General features: G+C 41.6%; 17 protein-coding genes and 8 tRNA genes. 17 read left to right on the forward strand and 8 right to left on the reverse strand.

Annotation, left to right across the window (positions count from 1 at the left end; translation table 11 throughout):
* Positions 1–13: 13 nt before the first annotated feature.
* The 3 genes from AC4CU0_RS03890 to AC4CU0_RS03900 are packed head-to-tail and all read right to left on the reverse strand — an operon-like array spanning position 14 to position 4885.
* Entirely contained in the window at positions 14–3118 is a 3105-nt protein-coding gene (locus AC4CU0_RS03890) for an efflux RND transporter permease subunit (protein ID WP_490742503.1), read from the reverse strand.
* 23 nt (positions 3119–3141) lie between these two features.
* Positions 3142–4245 (reverse strand): efflux RND transporter periplasmic adaptor subunit, encoded by a 1104-nt coding sequence (locus AC4CU0_RS03895; RefSeq protein WP_313043124.1) that lies wholly within the window; start codon positions 4243–4245, stop codon positions 3142–3144.
* Between the two features lie 46 nt (positions 4246–4291).
* Positions 4292–4885, reverse strand: coding sequence for a hypothetical protein (locus AC4CU0_RS03900; protein ID WP_373684563.1), 594 nt, complete (start codon positions 4883–4885; stop codon positions 4292–4294).
* A 343-nt stretch (positions 4886–5228) separates the two neighbouring features.
* Between AC4CU0_RS03900 and pilG the strand changes: the two genes are divergently transcribed.
* From pilG to AC4CU0_RS03930, 6 genes are all read left to right on the forward strand, one after another.
* On the forward strand, positions 5229–5612 hold the full coding sequence (gene pilG / locus AC4CU0_RS03905) for a twitching motility response regulator PilG (protein ID WP_078191060.1): 384 nt from the start codon (positions 5229–5231) through the stop codon (positions 5610–5612).
* Between the two features lie 29 nt (positions 5613–5641).
* Positions 5642–6010: a response regulator gene (locus tag AC4CU0_RS03910; RefSeq protein WP_078191059.1), complete on the forward strand. Its 369-nt coding sequence runs from the start codon at positions 5642–5644 to the stop codon at positions 6008–6010.
* Between the two features lie 6 nt (positions 6011–6016).
* Positions 6017–6553 carry a chemotaxis protein CheW gene (locus tag AC4CU0_RS03915; protein ID WP_078191058.1) on the forward strand — a complete coding sequence of 179 codons (537 nt, stop codon included), beginning with the start codon at positions 6017–6019 and terminating at the stop codon, positions 6551–6553.
* A gap of 44 nt (positions 6554–6597) precedes the next feature.
* A complete protein-coding gene (locus tag AC4CU0_RS03920) occupies positions 6598–8673 on the forward strand; it encodes a methyl-accepting chemotaxis protein (protein WP_180004985.1) in 2076 nt (691 codons plus the stop codon).
* A 162-nt stretch (positions 8674–8835) separates the two neighbouring features.
* Positions 8836–13350 carry a hybrid sensor histidine kinase/response regulator gene (locus AC4CU0_RS03925; protein ID WP_490742504.1) on the forward strand — a complete coding sequence of 1505 codons (4515 nt, stop codon included), beginning with the start codon at positions 8836–8838 and terminating at the stop codon, positions 13348–13350.
* A gap of 3 nt (positions 13351–13353) precedes the next feature.
* Positions 13354–13821, forward strand: coding sequence for a hypothetical protein (locus tag AC4CU0_RS03930; protein WP_078191055.1), 468 nt, complete (start codon positions 13354–13356; stop codon positions 13819–13821).
* A gap of 69 nt (positions 13822–13890) precedes the next feature.
* On the opposite strand, the gene dapE is transcribed toward AC4CU0_RS03930, so the two are convergent.
* The 3 genes from dapE to AC4CU0_RS03945 all read right to left on the reverse strand — a co-directional run bounded on the left by dapE (position 13891) and on the right by AC4CU0_RS03945 (position 16312).
* Positions 13891–15024, reverse strand: a complete 1134-nt coding sequence (gene dapE / locus AC4CU0_RS03935) for a succinyl-diaminopimelate desuccinylase (protein WP_180089113.1) — start codon at positions 15022–15024, stop codon at positions 13891–13893.
* Positions 15025–15144: 120 nt separating this feature from the next.
* Positions 15145–15294 (reverse strand): entericidin A/B family lipoprotein, encoded by a 150-nt coding sequence (locus AC4CU0_RS03940; RefSeq protein ID WP_180004989.1) that lies wholly within the window; start codon positions 15292–15294, stop codon positions 15145–15147.
* A gap of 154 nt (positions 15295–15448) precedes the next feature.
* A complete protein-coding gene (locus AC4CU0_RS03945) occupies positions 15449–16312 on the reverse strand; it encodes a DUF1853 family protein (RefSeq protein WP_490742505.1) in 864 nt (287 codons plus the stop codon).
* Between the two features lie 88 nt (positions 16313–16400).
* Between AC4CU0_RS03945 and AC4CU0_RS03950 the strand changes: the two genes are divergently transcribed.
* From AC4CU0_RS03950 to AC4CU0_RS04000, 11 genes are all read left to right on the forward strand, one after another.
* Complete coding sequence (locus AC4CU0_RS03950) at positions 16401–16835, forward strand: YbaN family protein (protein ID WP_180048956.1); 435 nt, start codon at positions 16401–16403, stop codon at positions 16833–16835.
* The gene (elsL, locus tag AC4CU0_RS03955) at positions 16828–17322 is read left to right on the forward strand and encodes a cell wall-recycling L,D-carboxypeptidase ElsL (protein WP_490742506.1); all 495 of its coding nucleotides are present in this window, start codon (positions 16828–16830) and stop codon (positions 17320–17322) included. Before AC4CU0_RS03950 ends, elsL begins: the two co-directional genes overlap by 8 nt.
* Positions 17323–17771: 449 nt before the next feature.
* Positions 17772–17847, forward strand: a tRNA-Val gene (locus AC4CU0_RS03960).
* A gap of 29 nt (positions 17848–17876) precedes the next feature.
* Positions 17877–17953, forward strand: a tRNA-Asp gene (locus AC4CU0_RS03965).
* Positions 17954–18000: 47 nt separating this feature from the next.
* A tRNA-Asp gene (locus tag AC4CU0_RS03970) sits at positions 18001–18077 on the forward strand.
* Between the two features lie 21 nt (positions 18078–18098).
* Positions 18099–18174 (forward strand) — tRNA-Val (locus tag AC4CU0_RS03975).
* A 13-nt stretch (positions 18175–18187) separates the two neighbouring features.
* Positions 18188–18264, forward strand: a tRNA-Asp gene (locus AC4CU0_RS03980).
* A 31-nt stretch (positions 18265–18295) separates the two neighbouring features.
* A tRNA-Val gene (locus tag AC4CU0_RS03985) sits at positions 18296–18371 on the forward strand.
* A gap of 44 nt (positions 18372–18415) precedes the next feature.
* Positions 18416–18492: transfer RNA gene (locus tag AC4CU0_RS03990), tRNA-Asp, on the forward strand.
* Positions 18493–18590: 98 nt separating this feature from the next.
* Positions 18591–18666, forward strand: a tRNA-Val gene (locus tag AC4CU0_RS03995).
* Positions 18667–18763: 97 nt separating this feature from the next.
* The gene (locus AC4CU0_RS04000) at positions 18764–19225 is read left to right on the forward strand and encodes a DUF2750 domain-containing protein (protein WP_078191441.1); all 462 of its coding nucleotides are present in this window, start codon (positions 18764–18766) and stop codon (positions 19223–19225) included.
* Between the two features lie 55 nt (positions 19226–19280).
* Here the strand turns inward: AC4CU0_RS04000 and AC4CU0_RS04005 are convergent, their stop codons facing one another.
* Entirely contained in the window at positions 19281–20051 is a 771-nt protein-coding gene (locus AC4CU0_RS04005) for a YdcF family protein (protein WP_490742507.1), read from the reverse strand.
* Between the two features lie 104 nt (positions 20052–20155).
* Entirely contained in the window at positions 20156–22858 is a 2703-nt protein-coding gene (locus AC4CU0_RS04010; RefSeq protein WP_490742508.1) for a PepSY domain-containing protein, read from the reverse strand.
* Positions 22859–22881: the final 23 nt, after the last annotated feature.

The following is a 22881-nucleotide window of genomic DNA, read 5'->3' on the forward strand; positions in this document are numbered from 1 at the left end:
TTAGATTTTGTCATTATGACACGATTTTTTTGGCCTGACGTGCAAGGAAGTTTCGGAAATCATCCAAATAGGTAAAAATCACCGGCACAACCACAAGTGTTAGTAGGGTAGAGGTAATCACCCCGCCAATCACGGCATGTGCCATTGGCGCGCTTTGTTCACCGCCTTCACCTAAACCTAGTGCAAGCGGAACCATACCCATCACCATTGCACTGGTGGTCATTAAAATAGGGCGTAAACGGGTTTTACCTGCTTCAATAATTGCGTCATAACGATCTACCCCATGATCCATGGCTTTTTTAATAAAGTCGATGAGTAGAATTGCGTTCTTTGTCACCAAGCCCATGAGCATAATAATCCCGATAATGGAAAAGAGGTTCATGGTTGAATTAAATAAGAACAGGGCTAAGAACACCCCAATCAATGATAAGGGTAATGACGCCATAATGGCTGCAGGGTGAATGAAGCTATTAAATTGTGAACCCAAAACAATATAAATAAACACAATAGAGAGCGTAATCGCTGTCATTGCATAACCCGCTGATTCAGCCATATCTTTATTGGCACCTTGCGTGACAAAACTATAACCCGGTGGCAAGTCGAAATTTTTCTCAATCTCATTGATTTCGGCTCCAATATCACCCGCGGGACGACCTGCCGTGTTGGCTTCAACCATCACTTCACGTGCCAGATCACGACGGTTAATTTGTGAAGCACCCAATGTTTCTTCAAAGCTAGCCACACTTGCCAATGGAACCAAGATAGGTAAGCCTGTGGCATCGGTTTTTTGCGATGTGATGTACATGCTTTGAATGTCTGTTGGTAGTCGACGCTGATCTTCAGTGAGACGTAAATTTACATCATAGGTTTCGCCTTTATCATCCTTCCACGTTGTTACATTATCCCCCGCAAGAAGAGGGCGTAACACATTGGCGATCTGATTGACGGATAAACCTAAATCACTGGCTAAAACGCGATTGATATGTACACCTAGCGTCGGTTTAGGTTCTTTAAGCGAGCTTTCTAAGTCGACAATACCTTCGACTTTGGCAACTTCAACCAAGAATCGATCTGAAATGCGTTGTAACTCATCTAAGTCTGGGCCTTTAATCGAGATCATGACCGGCTTTTGACCGCCCGAAACTGTTTCATCAGCTGAGGCAATCGAGGTAATAGTAATTCCTGCCACATGTTTTAAACGGGTACGGAATTCATTGTTGAGATCCGTTAAGGTTTGACTACGCTCTGTACGTGGTGAAACGGTGACACGAATGCTGGCATGGTTTTTACCGCGATCAGTGGCACTATTAATGGCACCATAAGTGGCTTTGACTTCTGGATGCTGGCGAATGATACGATCGACTTGCTTAAGCTTCGCCTGTGAATATTCAAGGGTTGCATCAACGGGTGTTTCAAATTTGATCCGAATTTCACCTTTGTCTGGTACCGGTACAAATTCGGTTCCGATCAGTTTGGATAAACCCAATGCACCAAATAATGATGCGACGGCGATTAAAAGGGTGATGAGACGGAACTTTAAAGCAAGCTTGAGTAATTTTTCATAATGATGGCTTAAGTTATCGAGCTTGCCCGAAATCCAGTTAAAAAAGCGTTTGATTTTGCCGGGCTTTTTATTTGGATCGTGGCGTTCTGCCCAGTGAGCAGACAACATCGGGTCAAGGGTGAAACTCACAAACATCGAAATCAGTACAGCGGTACTAACGGTTACACCGAATTGATAGAAGAAACGCCCAATAATACCGCCCATAAATGCCACAGGTAAAAATACCGCGACAATGGTCAAGGTCGTGGCCAATACAGCTAAACCAATTTCTTTCGTGCCGTCGAGTGCGGCGGTGACATGGTCTTTGCCCATATCGGCATGGCGGACAATATTTTCACGAACCACAATGGCATCATCAATGAGTAGACCGATACTCAGCGAGAGAGCCAGTAGGGTCATCATGTTGATGGTAAAACCAAAAATCCAAACAAAGGTGAGGGTGCCCAGTAGCGAAATCGGTAGGGTTAAACCTGTAATAGCTGTCGAACGAAATGAACCGAGAAATAGCAAAACAATGAAGACTGCAAGTACAGCACCTTCAATAATGGTACGTGCCACATCTTTAATGCTGCCACGAATACCTTTAGATGAATCAACCACAATTTCTGCCGTCGTGCCTTGTGGTAATTGCTGTTGAATTTTACTTAAAGTTTTACGGGTATTATCAATCACCTCAATCACATTAGAGTCCGAACTTCGCAGAATGTCGACAGCAACGGCTGTTTTACCATTCAGATAGGCACTCGACTCCATTTCGGCTTGGCTATCTTCTATCTCGGCAATTTGTTTGAGATAAATCGGCGCGCCATTTTTATTGGCAACCACTAAATCTCCAAAAGAATTTGGGTGAATAACCCGAGATTTAATTTCGACCACCAATTCTGAGTTCTTTTGTTTTAAGGTTCCTCCCGGAACTTCAATATTTTCAGATTTTAGGGTGTTTATAACTTGATCGATCCCAATCCCGAAACTTTGTAATTTTTGCGGATTTACTTGTATTCGAATTTGACGCTGTGCATCACCCAATAAATTGACCGTACCGACACCGGGAACTGTTCTGAGTTGTGGCACAATCCGTTGATTGAGATAGGAACTCAAATCACGTAAAGACATGTCCTTCGATTCAAAAACAATCGACATAATCGCACTGGCAGTAGGGTCGTAGCGCTCTACAATCGGGTCATCAATTTCATCACGAAATTGTGCAGTTACTGGTGCAATTTTATCTCGAATATCTTGTGCAGCTACAGAGGACGAGACATCTAGATTAAATTCGACAATGACCGTGGATAAACCTTCACTGGACTGTGAAATGACTTGCTTAAGGCCTGAAATGGTATTGATCTGATCTTCAAGTTTCTTGGTGATTTCAGATTCGACAGACTCAGGAGAAGCACCCGGATAGTTGGTGTAGACAACAACAAAAGGGAAGTCGACATCAGGAAACTCTTCAACACCCATACGTTGCCAAGAAGCGAGTCCTAGCACCATCAGACAGAACATCATCATGATGGTGAAAACAGGATATTTCACACTAATTCGGGTTAACCACATAACAACTGTCCTGCCTTATTCTTTTAATTTTGGCTGATACTTACATCTTGTTTGATATCTGAATCATTAAATTTAATTCGGCTGATCAGATCGCTATTTTGTAAGCCCTGAACAATCGCGGTGTTATTGCTATAACTCTGATTCAAAATTTGTACAGGTACTTTGGCAATTTTATTTTGACGAATGACCCAGACATAAGGTTGGTCTTTTAGACTTTGAATGGTATCGAGTGGAATTTTTTGGCCTGAAATATTATCTGTACCTAAGATGTGACCTTCGACAAAAGCACCAATACTTAATGAAGTAATAGTTTCATTTGGGGCTGCAAAAAATTCAATTTGACGATTAGCCTGATCGGCAATCGGTGAAATTCGGCTGATTTGTGCTGTGAGTAAATTACTATTACCTTGGATGCTATATTCAATCTTTTGTCCAATTTTCAGTGCAGCTTGCTGATCACTTGGTAATTTGGCTTGAATTTCTAATTGGTCTGGATTGACGATTTCAAAAAGGGTTTGTCCGGCAGCAACTGTTTGTCCCGGTTCAACATCACGTTTGGTAATCACGCCTTGGATAGGGCTATAAATGGTGCCATCTTGATTGGCTTTTCGCGCAATATCGACATTGGCTTGTTGAGCACGAACATTTTCCAGTTGAGCTTGGTAATCGACACGACTTTGTTCAAACTCTACTTTGGAAATAAAGCCTTGATTTAGTAAACGCTGTTTGCGCTCCATCATCAGTTTGGCTTGATTGGCTTGAGCTTGTGTGGATGCGAGGTTCGCTTGTGATTGAGCAAGACGTGCTGCGTTGTCTTGATTATTTAAATGCACCAACACTTGGCCTTTGCTGACACGTTGTCCGACCTCTGCATTCACATTGGTTGCAGTCGCAGTGACTTGGGCTTGAATACTGCTCTGATTGACTGCCCGAATGGTGCCTGTAAAGGCTGTTTTTGAAATGGCGTTGCCTTGTTCGATCGTCACCAGATCTTGTTGAATCAATTCAATCTTATTTTCTGGTTTTACACTTTGCTGCGGATCTTCTTTTTGACATGCAGCCAAAGTCAGGCTTATGCAAAGCAGGCTAAGCTTTAAAAAAGGGGATGATTGCTGTGCAGATTGCATAATGGTCCTTATATCAGCGGTCTACAAAAGCAATTGAATAACAAGTTTATTCCATCGCTTTTAAACGCGTAATAATTCTGTCGTATTCAGCTTCTGTATTTCGATAGCGAGTTTGTAACGATTGAATGTATTCTTTTTTCGCTACCATATTTTTTTGATTATTATCCAACATTGTTTTTAATTTTGCCGGAACGGTTTCACCTTTTCGAAAATGTTCACGTTCTTGGCGAACAAATAATACACGATCATTTTGTAATTGTTTTAATTGTTCTTGTTCAAACACGATCTGTTTACGTATACCAGTCAGTGCATCACGCTTTTTAATGGCCGCAGTTCGGCTATTGGTATAGGCTTTTTTAAGTTTGATATCTGAAGCTTGCTGACGTGCTTGGGCAGCACGCTGAGGAGCTTGTCTAACGTCCGCTTCAGCATTGTAGGGGCGGTTACGTTTAATCACTTGCATATTTTGATCAAGTGCTTCATAACCATAGCGGATGTGATTTGGTGTCACATTGGTACTGATGTTTGCTATGCCTTTACTGTCATAGTAACGATACCAAGTCGCCTTTTGTGGTTGCTGCGTATTGGTTGGTGCAGCAAATAAAAGCGGGGTATAAGCCACTAAACAAGTCGTCAGAATGACTTTTTTTGAGAAATGTTTAAGGCCAATCAAGTGAATTTTTTTTGTAAACGGACTCAACCTTGTACTCCCCAGTTTAAAGTTGACTAAATTACTTATTTTAAAGTAATAATCTTGCTATAATATGCTTAATTAAGACAATTAAATACTATTCCAAGTTAAAAAAAAATCGTTGGTCATCGGAAAGTGTGAAGCAGTTAATAAAAACAAGAAATCTTGTGTGTTTGCGCAGAAAATGTTCATTGAAAACGCAAGTAAAGATATGTTAAAAATGTTCACAACTTGTAAATAATAATGCTGCTAACTTAATTGTTTGTACATCCTCAATGGGTAGGGTCAATAAATGGACGATAAATTCCAAAATCTAAAAGTCATGGTAATTGATGATTCAAAAACCATTCGTCGTACGGCCGAAACGCTGCTTCAGCGTGAAGGATGTGAAGTAGTCACTGCTGTAGATGGTTTTGAAGCACTTTCAAAAATTGCAGATGCGAATCCAGATATCGTATTTGTCGATATTATGATGCCACGTCTTGATGGCTATCAAACTTGTGCCCTGATTAAAAACTCTCAAAATTATCAAAATATTCCTGTGATTATGCTTTCAAGTAAAGACGGTTTATTTGATCAGGCGAAGGGTCGTGTTGTGGGTTCGGATGAATACTTAACGAAGCCATTCAGTAAAGATGAATTGCTGAATGCAATCCGTAATCACGTTACAGCTTAATTAGATTTTTTATTTTTTGGGGAAAAAGCATGGCACGTATCCTAATCGTTGATGATTCACCAACAGAAACATTCCGTTTTAAAGAAATTTTAGGTAAACACGGATTTGAAGTGATTGAAGCTTCAAATGGGGCAGATGGGGTGACGATGGCTCAAGCTGAGTTACCTGATTTGGTCTTGATGGATGTGGTAATGCCGGGTGTGAATGGATTCCAAGCAACACGTCAAATTGCACGTGGTGCGACCACCAAACATATCCCGATTGTCATTGTAAGTACCAAAGATCAGGCAACTGACCGTGTTTGGGGTAAACGCCAAGGTGCTTCTGATTATCTAACTAAACCTGTAGACGAAAAACAATTAATTGATGTGATTAAGCAACACCTCAATGCAGGATAAAGCTCTATGGCAGCAAATGGATTTATCGAATTACTTCGAATCGCAAAACGAGGAAACAAAAACTACGTTTCCACTGAAAATGAAGTAAACCGATGGTCAGGCATTGCTTTTGAGATGATGGGGCAATATTACGTTGCTCCTTTAGGTGAAGTAGCTGAAGTGATCTACCCACCAAAATATACGCCAGTTCCCAATACCCAACCTTGGGTGATGGGATTAGCCAATATTCGGGGACGCTTACTTTCTTTGTCTGACCTAGCACAATATATAACCGGTCATCGAAGTAGTTTTTCACCCACTCAAAAAGTTTTATGTATTAGTCATAATGACCATTATGTCGGTTTGGTAGTCGATCAAGTTTTGGGTATTCAACACTTTAATAAGAAAAGTTATTTTTCTAAACATAATGAGTTGGATCGAAATTTGCAGGAATATTGTCAGGGGTATTTCCACCAGCATAACCAGCAGTGGAATGTATTTCTCTTCAGTCGTTTACTGCAAAATCCAAAATACATGAACGCATCTATAAAATTTATAAATTAATTGTCGCGCACGAACGAAAGAAGGCGTAATCGGGGAGAAGCTGAATGGGCTTTAAACTTAAAAAGAAAAATACGGGTGAAAGCACCAGTGGTCGTAAAGGCGGTAATGCTTTTCTGGCAAAACTGCAATCACAGACAGATCAATTATCTCGAGTTTTTGGTGATAGTGAAAAATCCAAACCATTTATTTATGGTGCGATTGGTTCATTAGTACTGGCAACGATCATTTTATTATACCTATTCTATAGCGTTCCTCGCGGTAACCAATTAACGCAAAGTTTGGGTGAACTCCGTCTTCTTTCGCAAACAATTTCGCGTCAAGCAACTGAGGCAACTGCTTCAGGTACTGAAGATGCAATGAAAAAATTAATTGCCTCTCAAGATTCGTTCAAAGAAAACTTAGAAACAGTAAAAGATATTCATGCGAATACCGATGCGCTGAAATCTGTAGATACGCAGTGGGCTGAAGTTTCAAAAAGTATTGACTTGATTACTTCGCAACAAAAAATCATTAACAAGTTATATGACACGAACATCGCGATTGGTGAAACCATTCCGGGGATTCAGGCGGAATATAACCTGATGGTCGATCAAATGGCGCGTCAAGACATGCCTTCGAACCAGGTGGTTATTGCGAAAAACCAAGTATTCATTGCGGAACGTATTTTACGTTCGATCAGTTCGGTGCTTTCAGGTTCTGATAGCTCACGTGAGTCTGCGGATGACTTCAGTGCCGATACGGAAACCTTCGGTTTGTACTTAAATGCTCAATTGGACGGTAGTGCAGAGCTCGGTGTACAGCGTATTGAAAGCCCTGAATTACGTGAATCACTTGAAGGTATTAAAGCCGAATATGACGACGTATTAAAATCAGCTTCAGCGACGATTTTGAAAAACTCAACACAAATTGTGAACGTACGTAAAGCATCTTCACAAATTTTTGCTGAGTCAGACAATTTGTTGGGTAATTTAAATCAATTGTCTTCTAACACTGGTCTGAAAACCATTTTACCTGCGGTACTGTTGATTCTTGCATTAACAGCCTTCTTGATCTGTGTATTCAAACTTCTTTCTTTACGTGGTCAATCTGATAAATTCCGTGTAACCCGTCTTCAAGAAGAATATGACCGTAACCAGAACGCGATTTTACGTTTACTCGATGAAATTGCCGATCTTGCAGACGGTGACTTGCGTTCGTATGCGACGGTATCTGAAGACTTTACCGGTGCGATTGCCGACTCGATTAACTTCGCAATCGACCAATTACGTGACCTTGTATCGCGTATTACAGAAACTTCTCAAGAAGTTGCACAATATACGGCGAATACGCAGGGTATTACCAACCAGCTTGCAGAAGCATCTGAGCATCAGGCGCAAGAGATTGCTGGTGCATCTGCCGCGATTAACGAAATGGCAATGTCGATTGACCAAGTATCTTCGAACGCTGAAGAATCAGCTGTCGTAGCAGAACGTTCAGTACAAATTGCTGCAAACGGTGCAGATGTTGTAAACCGTTCAATTGAAGGTATGGACACGATTCGTGAGCAGATTCAGGAAACTTCAAAACGTATTAAACGTTTGGGTGAGTCTTCTCAAGAGATTGGTAACATTGTCGCATTGATTAACGATATTGCCGACCAAACGAACATCTTGGCATTAAACGCAGCAATTCAGGCATCGATGGCAGGTGAGGCAGGTCGTGGTTTCGCCGTGGTAGCGGATGAGGTACAGCGTCTTGCGGAACGTTCAGCGTCTGCAACCAAACAGATTGAAGGCTTGGTAAAAACCATTCAAACGGATACTAACGAAGCCGTAATTTCAATGGAACAAACGACTTCGGAAGTTGTACGTGGTGCGAACTTGTCTAAGGATGCCGGCGTAGCACTGGATGAAATTCAGTCTGTATCGGGTAACTTGGCGAAACTGATTGCAAACATTTCGGATGCTGCAAAACTTCAGTCTGCTTCAGCAGGTCATATTGCGACAACGATGAACGTTGTACAAGAAATTACCTCGCAAACCACCAGTGCAACATTTGATACTGCACGTTCGGTATCTGAATTGGCGAACATGGCTGAATCATTACGTGAATCTGTATCTGACTTTAAACTCCCAGAGTAAGTCAGGCGCAAACCTGCAGTACCTTAGCTACGGTTAGGGTACTGCACCGATTACAGATAACACATCGATAAGGTGAACTTAACGTCACAGTTAAGTCTTAGGTGATGGTTACAATTAAGTTTGAGCAACCTTCTTGGTGGCAAAACATAAGAAGCCTTAGCTATGAAAGAAATATTAAAAAATTTAGTTGAAACAACTACGCTTCCTGAAGATAGTTATCTTGATCAAGATGCAGAAATTTTAGAGATTTTTGTTGAAGAAATAGAAGAAATCTTTGAAGAGCTGGCGGGTTTATTTACAACTTGGTTGGAAAATCCACAAGATAAAGACACTTTAACGACGATTCGTCGTCATTTCCATACCCTGAAAGGTTCAGGTCGTATGGTCGGGGCAAAATCGGCGGGTGAAACTGCATGGGCATTGGAAGATACGCTGAATCGTGTTATTGCAGGTTCAGTACAGTTAACGCCAACCGTTCAAAAGTTTGCACAAACAGTTTTAAATGTTTATCAATATAAGCTCTATCCACGGTTTAAAAATGTTGCCGAATTGGATGTTGACTTACGTCCATTGGTTTTAATGGGGCAACAATTACAACAAAATATTAGCCTTGAGCCTGCACTCGAAGAATTATTAAAACTGGCAGATCAATTAAAATCTGAAGATGGTCTCACTGGTTTAGAACTGATTGAAGTTGAAGATACAGCACCTGTAGAAGTGCTTGAAAGCACGATTGATGCGGTTGTTGAATCAGAACCTGCTCCTGAACAAGTGGATGCAGATGCATCACTGGTCGAAGAGACTGTGAGCATTTTTATTGAAGAAGCTGAAGAACATCTACAAACGATTGATCAGTTCCTCCAATCTGATGATAGTAAATCACAAGACTATAATGGCTTGATTCGCGCGCTACACACCTTACGTGGCAGTTCGTCGATGGCACAAATCGAAGAGATTTTTGAAGCCAGTTCAAAAGTTGAAAATTTATTCAAAACCTTATTGCAAGACGAAATCGTATCGAGCTCGAAAGAAACTGCTTTATTGATTCAATATGCTGAATTTGTTCGTGATTATTTACACGTGCTGCGTTCAGGAGATAAGGCAAATCTTGCATCTATTTATGAAACCTTCAAAGCCGCTTGGGATGATTATGGTTTTGCTAGCCAAGATCAATTGGCGCCTGAAGATAATCCACAAGGTTTGGTTTCTAAACTAATCGAATTAAATATTGATCAGTTATTGGATGCTGAATTTGAGTTTGATAAACGTGCCCTTGCTGAATTCCCAGACTATATTCAACAGCTCAGTCAACAAGCTTTAGAGTTGATTGAACATACGGATAATCGTGCGTCTGTTGGAATCCATGATTTCACAACTCAACTGCGTGCAGCATATCAGTCTTTAGTTGAAAAGCCTGAATTACTCCATGCTGATTATGGCTATGAGTTATTTGCGCAAGCACATCAGGAGTTTATTCACTTATTTGACACTTTAGCTGCGGGTCAGCGTGTAGTGTTAAGTGAAGAGGTTCAGCGTTTCTTAAATGAGCTGACTGCATTTGTACAACAAGACATTGAAGCAGTTGCAGCGACGACAACACCAGAAGCCCATGTAGTTGCTGAACCTGTTGCCACAGTAGAAGATAAAGCCGCTGTTGCAAATACAACAGCAGTAGACTTTGCACAATTAAGTCAGCGTATTCAACTTGATCATCAACAGATGCAAGCGGTGGATGCGAATAATGACTTTGATGAAGATCTTTTAGGGATCTTTATTGAAGAGGCAGAGGAGTTATTGGTAGGTATTGACCAAGACCTCAGTACTTGGACGCGCGATCAAACCAATACTTCAGCTTTGAATAATTTAATGCGTTATTTGCATACCCTAAAAGGTGGTGCAAATATGATTGCCGCGTCTCATGTGGGTTTAATTTCGCATGAATTGGAGTCGATTTATGAGCGCATTATTCGTCAGCAAATTTCGATTACTCCTGCGTTAATTCAAATTATTCGCTTGGTGCAGGATGATATTTCAGATCGTATTCAAACCATTCGTGACCAAGGGATCGACTACCCAGCGAATAATGTGATCGATATTCTCAAGAATATTCAGTCAATTGTGGCAGTAGAACATTCAGAACCTGTTGCATTGGCTTCGGCTCCTATTTTAGCTGAAACTGAACAAGCAGCAGTAGAGCCAGATGTGTCGGTGTCAGAGCCGATGGATGTTGCTGAAGACACAGCAGAAGCAGTGGTTGAAGCTCAAACGACTGCTCACACTGAGTCCGCTGTTGAACATCTTGAACATGCGGTTGCTGATCATGTTGAGCATCCAGATGATGATCTACGTTCTGTCATGGAAGAAACCTTCCTTGAAGAGTCTGAGGAAATTCTTGAACAAGCCGTTCAATTATTAAATCAATGGACTGAACAACGTAGTGACCGTAACGTATTGCTTCAATTACAACGTGCTGCCCACAGTATTAAGGGTGGTGCGCGTATGGTTGAAAATGAACCTGTTGCCGCAATTGCGTATCAACTTGAGACGACGTTTGAGCATTTCGCGGTTCATCATTTCAACTCAAATGCATATGACGGCTTACTCAAAACGACGTTAGCATGGTTAAAAGAAGCGATCTTCAACCACGACTATAGTAATTTTGACAGCATCAAATTGAGCTTAGAGTCCATTCAATATGTGGATGTTACGGTTCAACTGCCAAACCGTGTTGCAGAATTGGAACAAGGTATCGTCAGCAAAGGCTTTGAATTTATTCAGGGTGATGGTGTTGAACCGCCATCGATGTTGGGTGAGTGGACTGAAGCCAATTCTTCTGATAACAGTAATGAGATGATTCGTATCTCGGCTGATCTCGTCGAGAAGATGATTGACTTATCAGGCGAAAACTCGATTAACCGTTCACGTATTGAGATGGACTTAGGTCAGCTAGGCAATACCTTGAATGAAATGGAGTTAGCAATTAAGCGACTTGCTGACCAGTTACGTCGAATGGATGGTGAGCTTGAGTCACAAATTATTGCCAAACATGGTTCTGAAAATTCACGCTATGCGGATTTCGACCCATTGGAGATGGACCAATATTCATCGATTAACCAATTGTCAAAATCTCTAGCCGAATCTGCGTCGGATTTGGTTGACTTCAAGAGTACTTTGGCAGAAAAAATCCGTGATGCGGAAGGTTTGTTATTACAACAATCACGTATTCAGTCAGAAATTCAAGAAAGTCTGATGCGTACCCGTTTGGTGCCATTTGATCGCTTGTTACCACGTTTACAACGTATTGTGCGTCAAACTTCTTCGACCTTGAACCGTCCTGCAGAATTGATTGTTCAAAATACAGAAGGTGAATTGGACCGTACGATCTTAGAGCGTTTGGTGACACCATTTGAACATATGCTGCGTAATGCGGTCGACCATGGTTTAGAAGATACTGCTGACCGTTTGGCTTTAAAAAAGCCAGAAGTGGGTAGCATCGTCTTGAACATTAGTCGTCAGGGTACTGATGTACTGGTGTCTTTCAGTGATGATGGTAAAGGGATTGATGAAACCAAAATTAAAGACAAAGCCTTAAAACTTGGTTTAATCAAAGCGGATCAGTTCCTCGATAAACAAGAAATCTTGCAATTGATCTTCCATCCAGGTTTCTCAACGGCACAATCGGTAACGCAAATTTCGGGTCGTGGTGTTGGTCTGGATGTGGTGCAAAGTGAAATTAAAGCCTTGGGTGGTCATGTTTCCGTTGAGTCTGAGTTAGGTAAAGGGACGACCTTTACCATTCGTGTACCAACCACAGTAGCGGTCAGCGATGCCTTGATGGTGAAAGCGGGCGATCAGCAATATGCGATTTCATTAGCGCAAATTGAACGTATTGTCCGTATTGCACCTACGGCACTTGAAACTTACTTCAATAGTAAGGATGACGTGTTTAAAATTGACAACACCAATTACAAACTACGTTATCTATCAGAGTTTGTGGGTAATCAGCCAATTCCACGTTTAAATAATGTCGGCCATTCATTGCCTGTACTACTAATTAAAGGCAACAGTGGTCAAACCATTGCTTTATTGGTCGATCAGCTGGTGGGTTCACGTTCTCAAATCGTGGTGAAACCAATTGGTCAACAATTTACCAGTGTAGCCGCGATTGCAGGTGCCACGATTCTAGGTGATGGTCATGTATGTTTGATTTTGGATGGGCAAAATATTGCACGTCAAATTCAAACTACGCAGCGTGTTAAACATTCAGCTGAACAGCGTGATTTGGGCCGTCAAGCCAATGCGCGTCGTTTAGTGATGATTGTCGATGACTCGGTAACTGTACGTAAAGTGACTTCACGCTTACTTGAACGTCAAGGTTATGACATTGTGACAGCGAAAGATGGTGTGGATGCAATTGAGCAGCTTGAAAATGTCCGTCCAGACTTGATGCTACTCGATATTGAAATGCCACGTATGGATGGTTTCGAAGTGACAAACTTAGTTCGTCACCATGACATTCACCGTGACCTGCCAATCATTATGATTACATCACGTACAGGTGAAAAACATCGTGAGCGTGCATTTAGCTTAGGTGTGACTCACTATATGGGTAAACCATTCCAAGAAGCTGAATTGCTTGCCAATATTGAAGCTTTAATTGCAGAAAAGCAGGGGTAATCTATGAGCCAAAATACTGTTTCTCAAGTTGTCAGCGATAAAATTGATCAACAGGAACTGCAACATCTCATTACGGTTTCTACCGGTTTTATCGATGCGTATATCATTGATTGTCATGGTAAAGAGCCAATGTTGTTGCCACAAAATATTGTGCTTTCAGCGCTCGATAGTGCAACCAAGGTTCCTTTTGTTGAATGGCATGAATTGAAATTGCCTGTTTTCTCGGTCAATGATCCTGCAAAAAATCAGGGCGTGGCTTTGGTGATTGAAGGCGATGATGTTGGACAGCGTTTTGCACTGATGTGTAATGAAATGCCGAAAACCATTCGTCTGCGTATTTCTGAAGTGGTTGATGAAGAAAAAGCTGTGAAAGACGCCAATATTTTCCAATATGTACGCATGGCCGATCAGGTATTTCATATTCCAAATTTAGCTAATATTCAAAACAGTATTGGGCTTCAAGCAGCTTAATATTTGCAAAACGCGATATAAAAAAAGGAACTCAATGGAGTTCCTTTTTTTTGACTATGCAGGGAATATTTAAGCCAACAGGTTTTCTAAAATCTTTTCGTAAATTTCAGAAAGTGGCTCCAATTCTTCCACATTGACATGTTCATTGATTTGGTGAATCGTGGCATTTAAAACACCCAGTTCAAGCACCTGCGCACCTGTAGGCGCAATGAATCGACCATCAGAAGTACCACCACTGGTCGAAAGTTCAGTTTCAGTCCCAGTAACTTCTCGTATGGCATCACGTGCGGCATTCACTAACTCACCTACAGGGGTTAGGAATGGAAGACCAGATAACGTCCAAGAGATGTCATATTCAACGCCATGACGATCTAAAATTTCCAAAGTACGTGCTTTGAGTTCATCTGCCGTTACTTCTGTTGAATAACGGAAGTTAAATAGTAAATTCATCGTGCCCGGAACAACGTTGGTTGCACCTGTGCCGGCATTAATATTGGAAATTTGGAACGACGTTGCAGGGAAGTATTCGTTACCATTGTCCCACACGGTATCGCAAAGCTCAGCCAATGCTTTTGAAGCTGTATGGATTGGGTTGATTGCTAGATGTGGGTAAGCAACGTGACCTTGTTTACCTTTAACTGTTAAATTGGCATTTAGCGAACCACGACGACCATTTTTAACAATATCGCCAAGTGTGTTGGTGCTTGAAGGTTCACCCACCAAACACCACGTCATTTTTTCATTACGCGCTTCTAAAGTTTCAACAACTTTGACTGTCCCATTGATCGAAGGACCTTCTTCGTCAGAGGTAATGAGAAATGCAATCGAACCTTTATGGTTTGGATGTTTCGCAACAAAACGTTCGGAAGCGACAACCATAGCTGCCAACGCTGTTTTCATATCTGCGCTGCCACGACCATATAGTTTTCCGTCGCGAATTTCAGGAAGAAATGGGTCAGAACCCCATGCATCCAAGTTACCCGTAGGTACCACATCAGTATGACCTGCAAAGCAAAATACTGGTGCTTCAGTCCCTTTACGTGCCCAAAGATTATCTACATCATCGAAACGCATATTTTCAATGTTAAAGCCAATCTTGGCTAAACGATCTGCCATAATGTTCTGGCAGGTATGGTCAATCGGTGTCACCGACGGTTGGCGCAGTAGTTCTAGGCTGAGATCAAGAGTTGCTGTTGAGGTCATGCTAAATACAGAAGTCAAAAATGTCGCAATATAATAGGCGAATCAACAAGCGAAGGGAAATTTAGACGTAAAAAACCCTATTAAAAAATAGGGCTCTTTTATAAAATCTTGGGAAATAAATTAATTGCGGCGAATTTCTTCTGAAGTTTTCTCTGCAGTATTGGTTACCGCATCTCCAGCTTTAGATACGTCTTGACCCATACCCTTTACTGTATTACAACCTGTCAGTATAAAAGCGACCATAAGTGATGCAGCTAGAATTTTTTTCATTGACTGTATTCTCCATTATGAAAGAATAATTTTTAGAGGAATAAATTATTCTGATGTGAGATTTAGATTAAAAAATAGCCGTATCAAACAGTAGGTGGTTTTTACGGTGGTTGAGTAAATAAATGTAAATTTCTACTAAATGGTGCATTGGGTCTTAAATCGTTTGCGGCAAGATCAAGCGTGGCTGTCTATACATATAATAGCTTTCATCACTGTCTTTTTTATATAAACCATCTGTCCACCAATGTGCGGTTGTACTTGTCGGTTGCTGCTGCACGCAAATCCATTCATGTCGTTGTAGGCGATAGTAACCTTGACTTGTGGATGGAATAGCGTGTCCCCATTGACCTATTCTGCGCGCAGGATTGACCCAGTTTGGCAATGTGTTGGTACGCTGAATAGGTAAATATAATTGACCTTTTAAAACACAATAGCGCTGTTGAATTTGCTGCCCAAGTGCTTCATCAAATTGGAATTGTTTTTGGGTGAAATGATTAAGCTTTCGAGCCAAAGTATCACTACGATTTAAGCCATACCAATAGGGTAATTGAAAATCGCGCTCGGCTAGATAATATTTTAAAGCCACTTCCCAATGTTCAACTTTACCACTTTCGGTATTTTTTAAAACAAAATCGAGTTCACCTACTGTACGAGGGCCGTCAATTTTTTGAATGCTATGTCCGAGTATCTGGTAGGGATGGTATGGGTGATCGAGAAGCCAAAACCATATAAACATTTCGAAACGTAAACCAAGGCGAGTACTTTTTAATTTTTGTAAAAACTCTACTAATTCACTTGGGTGTTGTTCGAGTTGTTTTAAACGGGGTAGGTAGGCTTCAAAATGTTTATGCCAAAGCTCGCTTGGATGAAAATGAAAGGGATAGCGGATTTCGAGTTCATAGGGAATTTGCTGCAGAATATTTGGGCTGGCAATACAGAAAGCCAATTGGCGAACTAAGGGCTGTTTAAATTGCAACCATGGCTCAAAATAAGACGACGTTGTCGGGGTTACAGCCATATTGAAACCTTTCGAATAATGCAGAATAACAACGGATAATTGTTAAAAACATCTTATACTACCTGAATTGAAAGTTCAGGGTAGCGGTATGAAGACGTTGTTTTGGCGAAGCTTAGTGGTTGTCTTTGTCATTTTAGGCTTTATAGGGGCTTTATTGCCGGGAATGCCCACGACAGTCTTCTTAATATTAGCGGCATGGGCGGCTTCAAAAGGTTGGCCTCAAATGGATGCGTGGTTGTTGAATCATCCTAAATATGGGCCAACCTTGCGTGCTTGGCGCGAAAATGGCACCGTCCCCCGCAAAGCAAAATGGTTCGCATCAATCATGATGTTGGTGAGTGGTCTGATTATGCTTTTTACTTCTGCACCGATTGCCGTCAAGATATTCACTGACTTAACCATGTTGATCGTTGGCATTTGGTTATGGACACGACCTGAGCCAAATCAGATACGGACTATTGAAACATCGCCGCAGACACAACCAGTAGATAAAGATAAGCAGAAAGAGCAAGAGCATGTCTGAATATACCCAAGATCAAGCCGATATCCTGATTAACTTGAAAGATCAAACTTTAACTTTGCCGAAGCTGAATAAGTTTTACCTCATTTCATCGGGTAAAAATGGCATTGGTGAACAAGAAAATAGTGGTAAGACTCCACGTGGTTGGCATCAAATTGCGGAAAAGTTTGGTGGACAACAACCTCAAAATGCAGTTTTTAAAGCACGTCAGTGGACCGGAGAGGTTTACGACGAGCAACTTGCTGCATCACACCCTGATCGGGATTGGATTTTATCTCGAATATTGTGGCTCAGTGGTTTGGAACCCGGCTTTAATGTGGGTGAGGGCTGTGATACTTATCAGCGTTATATTTATATTCATGGCACACCAGATACTGAACCAATGGGTATACCTATGTCACATGGTTGTATTCGCATGCGAAACAGCGATGTTGTAGAACTTTATCAATTGATTCCATTAAATGCGCTGGTTTACATCACTGAACATTGAACACGTCGTTAAAAGCACAAGCCATGAAAACCGAAGTTCATGGCATCAAAACAAAGATTTGAAAAATTAAAGTGAGTTTGAAAGGCGTTTTTTTGTCAGGACTAATGCTCGCAAACCAACAGAAAGTCGTGTTTGAATGTATTTTGTACACTAGGGTGTTTTAGAATGCAGTGTGTGTGGTGAATTAATCGTCGGTTCGCTGAACGATTAGCTATGAGTCCACGCGAAAAACTGTTTTTATGTGAATGATGCAGAATATAAGTCCTATTTTTAGTAATAAATTTACAGGTTTATAGCTAAAAAATGTTCAAAAATACTGATTTTTCCGTAATATAACTTATTTTTTAATCACTCAAACAGAAAAAGTGGAAAAGAGTTAGAAAAGCGTTTGACAGACCGTGAGGATTCTCTATAATGCACCTCATCAAACGATGAACATGTTTTGAAAAGGGCGCTTAGCTCAGTTGGTAGAGCGTCTGCCTTACAAGCAGAATGTCGGCGGTTCGATCCCGTCAGCGCCCACCAAACCTTTTCAGCGTTAAGATATTTAGAGTGCAGCGGTAGTTCAGTTGGTTAGAATACCGGCCTGTCACGCCGGGGGTCGCGGGTTCGAGTCCCGTCCGCTGCGCCACTTTAAATCTTAATTCGTTTGAACCACAACAGCGACATTGTGTAAGTGCAGCGGTAGTTCAGTTGGTTAGAATACCGGCCTGTCACGCCGGGGGTCGCGGGTTCGAGTCCCGTCCGCTGCGCCATTTACATGATAGATCTTTTGAGGGCGCTTAGCTCAGTTGGTAGAGCGTCTGCCTTACAAGCAGAATGTCGGCGGTTCGATCCCGTCAGCGCCCACCATATTTTTTGCGATGCAGCGGTAGTTCAGTTGGTTAGAATACCGGCCTGTCACGCCGGGGGTCGCGGGTTCGAGTCCCGTCCGCTGCGCCATTTCAAAGAATATAATTGTTGTACCCTTTAAGGGCGCTTAGCTCAGTTGGTAGAGCGTCTGCCTTACAAGCAGAATGTCGGCGGTTCGATCCCGTCAGCGCCCACCATATCTTTTAAGATATAGGTTGTGTTTCGAAAGAAACTACGTGATGCAGCGGTAGTTCAGTTGGTTAGAATACCGGCCTGTCACGCCGGGGGTCGCGGGTTCGAGTCCCGTCCGCTGCGCCATTTATCTTAAAAATCTCTGTTCAAGAGAATGCCTTTAGAAAAATCTTCGATTTTTCTCTTGCGCTCAGACAAGGCTCCGCTTTGTTACTCTTCGCTCAGGGCGCTTAGCTCAGTTGGTAGAGCGTCTGCCTTACAAGCAGAATGTCGGCGGTTCGATCCCGTCAGCGCCCACCATATTCTTCTATAGAAACTTCTTTATCCAAAAGCTTGCCTAAATTTTCTGATTTACATAAAATTCGCTCTATAATAATTTTAATATTGTATGTGATCTATGAGAAATCCATATCAGCGCAAGGCAGCGTCTAAAACTCAAACTACAAATTACAATCCTCAAGAAACCTATAAACAATTTATTGAAAATATGGTCGCTCAAGGTGGCGTGATTGCGTTATATCAAGATGGTTGGGCACTTTGTGCGACACCTACAGGTCAACGTTCCTTCGCTATTTGGCAAAACCGTGGTTTGGCACGTTTATTAATTAAAGACAATTGGTCCAATTATGAAATTCAGGAAATTTCATTAAAAGACTTTATCGAAAAAGTCATTCCGTTTTTACGCAGCGAGAGCACTACGGTATCTTTAGATTTGACCCCAGAAGGGCAAAATATTTTGGTTGCGCCTGAAAAGATGCTGTTAGATATTAAAAATTATTTATATCAAGTCTATCAACAGCGCCCAGAAATCTTTGAAAACCTTAAAATTCCTTTGCCACGTAGCATTCGTTTAAATTAATTGTTTATTTACAGCATAAAAAAGCCCTTGTTTACTGATCAAACAAGGGCTTTTTTTAATATTCGTTAAGTACAAAACCGCTCAAAAAAGCAAAATATTCACGTAGCCAAGAGTTGTAGCGGATGTACAGCGGTGTAGGCGCTGCAATGGTATACACTTGTGTATAGCCTAACTTTCGTGCAATTGCTTTTGCACGTGGGAGGTGAAAGTCACTACTGGCAATTGCAATGGGGGCATCAAGAGAAATCTGATGTTGTTTTAAAATCATTTTACTGTTGATCAGGTTGAGTTCTGTACTGGTACTTTTACTTTCTTCATATATGCCTGCCGCTGAAATGTCATAGTGTTGAAGTAAATAGCGTTTCATGACGGAAGATTCGGTCATTTTTTTATTAAAGCCTAAACCACCGGTCATGATCACAATAGTATTGGGTTGTTGCAAGGCATACGGTGCTGCGGCATCGAGACGCGCCTTTAAGGTCGGAGAGGGTTGACCATTTTCAATACCACTACCCAAAACGATGATGGCTTGGACGGAAGTAAATGGCTTGGATTGCTGGCTATTGAAGTGTAAATACGCAAAAAACAGTAAAAGGCTCAATAGCCAAAGCCAAAACAACCACCATGTAGCACGCCAGAGCCTTTTGAGTTTAGGGTATTGATCTAAAATATTGTGGATTTGGGTTGAAAATAGTCCGGATAAAATAAAAATACACCCAATGACTAAGGGTAAAAGGATGCCTAAATGAATTTTATCTAATGTAAGTAACCAAATGGCATCTACGCAGAGCAGCAAGCCTACACAAAGCAGCAGTATTCTTTTCATGCAAAAAATTAAAGCAGTATTCGTATTTGGCCTAAGTATAGCGTGAAAAAAACCAGACACGAGGTCTGGTTTTTAGTTGGGACTATTTATGAGTAAACATCTTATTAGTAAACATCACGACGGTAACGCCCAGCTTGACGCAGTTCAGCCACGACATCTTCACCTAGTATATCAATCAGTGCGTGGTCAACGTCCGTTGCCATACCGTTGATACTACCGCAAACGTAGATCACGGCACCTTGTTCTACCCATGATTTTAATAAGGTCGCATGGTCACGTAGCTCATGATGCACATAGCGTTTCTCCGCTTGATCACGAGAGAAGGTGAGGTCTATGCGTTGAACTAAGCCTGTGTTTTGCCATGCTTCAATGATGTCTTGATAGAAGAAATCATGTGCGCGTTGACGCTCACCAAAAATCAGCCAGTTTTGCGTATAGTCTTGACGAACGCGTGCATGTAAAAGACTGAGTAAACCTGCAATACCTGTACCGTTACCAATACAAATCACAGGACGATTATCTGCAATCAAATGGAATGATTCATTGGTGCGAATACGCAGTTGTAGTGTGCTATTAATCGCTGCATGTTGTGTTAACCACCCTGAGCCTAAGCCAAGTTCACCCTCTGCATTGGATTGCTGACGCACCACTAAGCGTAATACTTGCTGACTTGGAATACTGGCAATGGAGTATTCACGAGTTGGAAGCGGTGGAAGCTGTTCAAGCAAATGATCAAGATTGGCAAAGGGTTCAATATCTGTATTTAGGTTGCGATCCCATAATGCATCTTCAATACGTTGCTGAGTAGAATCAACCACTTGCTGACTTTGAATCTGGTACTTTTGTATGAAGTTTGCAATACGTTCAGCACTATTACCCGGCTGAATCTCTGCAATATCACCCGCTTGCCAGTTGGCTTCATGTTGCGGTTTTAACTCAATATTAAATGCAGGTGCACCTAAACTGTTCGGGTTGAGCAGATCACGTTTGCTCAATGTCCACGCATCAAAAGTTTTTTCAATTTGCATGTGTTGAAGATCAAGTTTAGTCGCTTTGGCTAAAGCGCTATTCCATGCTTGAATGGCTTGGGTGTCGCCATTATTGACTTCAATTGTGTCAAACAGGGGCTTCGCAGCATTACTTTGCATCCAACGATGAATCGCATGACCAAAGCTACAGAAAGTATCCGGATACTCTTCTGAACCTAAAGCTAATACGGCAAACTGAACATGACTCAAATTGAGGCCTTGTGTCATCAGTTTACGTTCAAAGCTTGAAGCAAGGTCAGGTGCTTCGCCAGTGCCATAGGTACTTGCAACAAATAAAACCTGAGAGGCTTGCGTTAAGTCATCTGCTGAAAGTTGCTGAACAGCTTTCACTGTGACAGGCTGACGAGCCTCTTGTAAGCTTGTTGCTGTACGCCATGCCAATTGTTCAGACTGACCTGTTTGTGATGCATAGCAAATTAACCAAGGCTGTGCATTTGGGTCGATGGTAACTGGTGCTAAGCTTTGACGGGCATGCTGTGTCAGTTTTTTCTGTTTACGACGTTTGAGATAGAGCATCCATCCTGTGACAAAGAACAGCGGCATCATGAGGGATGCAATAACCACAAAGAACTGATAAATCGGTCCGAAGAAACTACCGCGATGTACAGGCAACATGCTGGTCATGATTTTTTCATTTAGCTTTTTATCTTCGTATAACTCGATATCGGTAAGAGCATCCGTTTTGTAGTTATAAGTCGCTTTGTTGCGCGCACGTTCATGTTGAGGGACGGCATCCACAAAGTTAATTTCTAATTCACCATTGGCTTTTTTCGGAATATTAAAAGTGACACTTGAGTATTCACGACCAATATTTTGATTAAAGCCGTTCCAACTTTGCGTAAGGGCAATATTCACTTGTTCTGGTTTTAGACCACGTTTTTCTCCGCGACCTTCAGCACCATGTTTATTTTCTTGAGCACCGTGTTCAGAGGGACTCGACGTTGCAGGGTTTCTTTCAGAACGTGCTTGGTGTTCGCCATGAGTTTGTTTTGCCTCAGTGGCTTGTTTTTCACCACCTTGCTTTGCACCCGCCTGTTCAGCAGATTGCCCATTCGGTTTTGGACCTTCTTGTAACTGGGGCTGTGGACGTTCAACGCCCATGATTTTAAACATGCCATTACGCCACCAATCATAAGACCAGTACAGGCCTGTACATGCCAAAATGAGATAGAAAATAATCACCCATGTGCCGACGACAGCATGTAGATCCCACAGGAAATTACGTCCTTTGAGCTTTGGTTTAACTGCAAGCCATTGTTTAACAGAATGTCTCTTTGGCCAACGCAGATATAAACCACTCAATACAAAATAAATCAGCATCAGTGTACATGCGCCGGTAATTTGTTTACCAACAGGGCCAACAGTTAAATTACGGTGTAGCTGCTGTACAAACTGGAAGAATTTTTGACCTTTGATTTCAGGTAAAACTTCGGCTGTATAGGGGTTAACCATCATGTTATAACCACGACGAGCACCTTCTTTGACAATATTCACGGTACTTGAGGCGGTCGCATCTGAGGCAATAGAGATACTGTTAATTTTCATGTCAGGATCAGACTGACTAAAGTGCTGATAAAGCTCAGCAGGGGTTAGTTTAGGCTGCTGTTGAGCCTGAACCACATAACTGTCCTGATTGATTGCTTTAAGTATTTGCTGTTCATAGGAATAAAGGGCACCTGTAACCCCCATAAGCGAGAGTATTAAGCCGGCACTAATCCCCAAGAACCAGTGAATCTGGAAAAGGGTTTTCTTAAACATGATGGATTTAATATTGATAAAAG

Source organism: Acinetobacter sp. LipI_15, assembly GCF_058242865.1.

Bases quoted from the DNA above. Each gene is read 5' to 3' on its own strand.
- AC4CU0_RS03890 (WP_490742503.1), bottom strand. From the start codon at position 3,118: ATGTGGTTAACCCGAATTAGTGTGAAATATCCTGTTTTCACCATCATG.
- AC4CU0_RS03895 (WP_313043124.1), bottom strand. From the start codon at position 4,245: ATGCAATCTGCACAGCAATCATCCCCTTTTTTAAAGCTTAGCCTGCTT.
- pilG (WP_078191060.1), top strand. From the start codon at position 5,229: ATGGACGATAAATTCCAAAATCTAAAAGTCATGGTAATTGATGATTCA.
- AC4CU0_RS03910 (WP_078191059.1), top strand. From the start codon at position 5,642: ATGGCACGTATCCTAATCGTTGATGATTCACCAACAGAAACATTCCGT.
- AC4CU0_RS03915 (WP_078191058.1), top strand. From the start codon at position 6,017: ATGGCAGCAAATGGATTTATCGAATTACTTCGAATCGCAAAACGAGGA.
- AC4CU0_RS03920 (WP_180004985.1), top strand. From the start codon at position 6,598: ATGGGCTTTAAACTTAAAAAGAAAAATACGGGTGAAAGCACCAGTGGT.
- AC4CU0_RS03925 (WP_490742504.1), top strand. From the start codon at position 8,836: ATGAAAGAAATATTAAAAAATTTAGTTGAAACAACTACGCTTCCTGAA.
- AC4CU0_RS03930 (WP_078191055.1), top strand. From the start codon at position 13,354: ATGAGCCAAAATACTGTTTCTCAAGTTGTCAGCGATAAAATTGATCAA.
- dapE (WP_180089113.1), bottom strand. From the start codon at position 15,024: ATGACCTCAACAGCAACTCTTGATCTCAGCCTAGAACTACTGCGCCAA.
- AC4CU0_RS03940 (WP_180004989.1), bottom strand. From the start codon at position 15,294: ATGAAAAAAATTCTAGCTGCATCACTTATGGTCGCTTTTATACTGACA.
- AC4CU0_RS03945 (WP_490742505.1), bottom strand. From the start codon at position 16,312: ATGGCTGTAACCCCGACAACGTCGTCTTATTTTGAGCCATGGTTGCAA.
- AC4CU0_RS03950 (WP_180048956.1), top strand. From the start codon at position 16,401: ATGAAGACGTTGTTTTGGCGAAGCTTAGTGGTTGTCTTTGTCATTTTA.
- elsL (WP_490742506.1), top strand. From the start codon at position 16,828: ATGTCTGAATATACCCAAGATCAAGCCGATATCCTGATTAACTTGAAA.
- AC4CU0_RS04000 (WP_078191441.1), top strand. From the start codon at position 18,764: ATGAGAAATCCATATCAGCGCAAGGCAGCGTCTAAAACTCAAACTACA.
- AC4CU0_RS04005 (WP_490742507.1), bottom strand. From the start codon at position 20,051: ATGAAAAGAATACTGCTGCTTTGTGTAGGCTTGCTGCTCTGCGTAGAT.
- AC4CU0_RS04010 (WP_490742508.1), bottom strand. From the start codon at position 22,858: ATGTTTAAGAAAACCCTTTTCCAGATTCACTGGTTCTTGGGGATTAGT.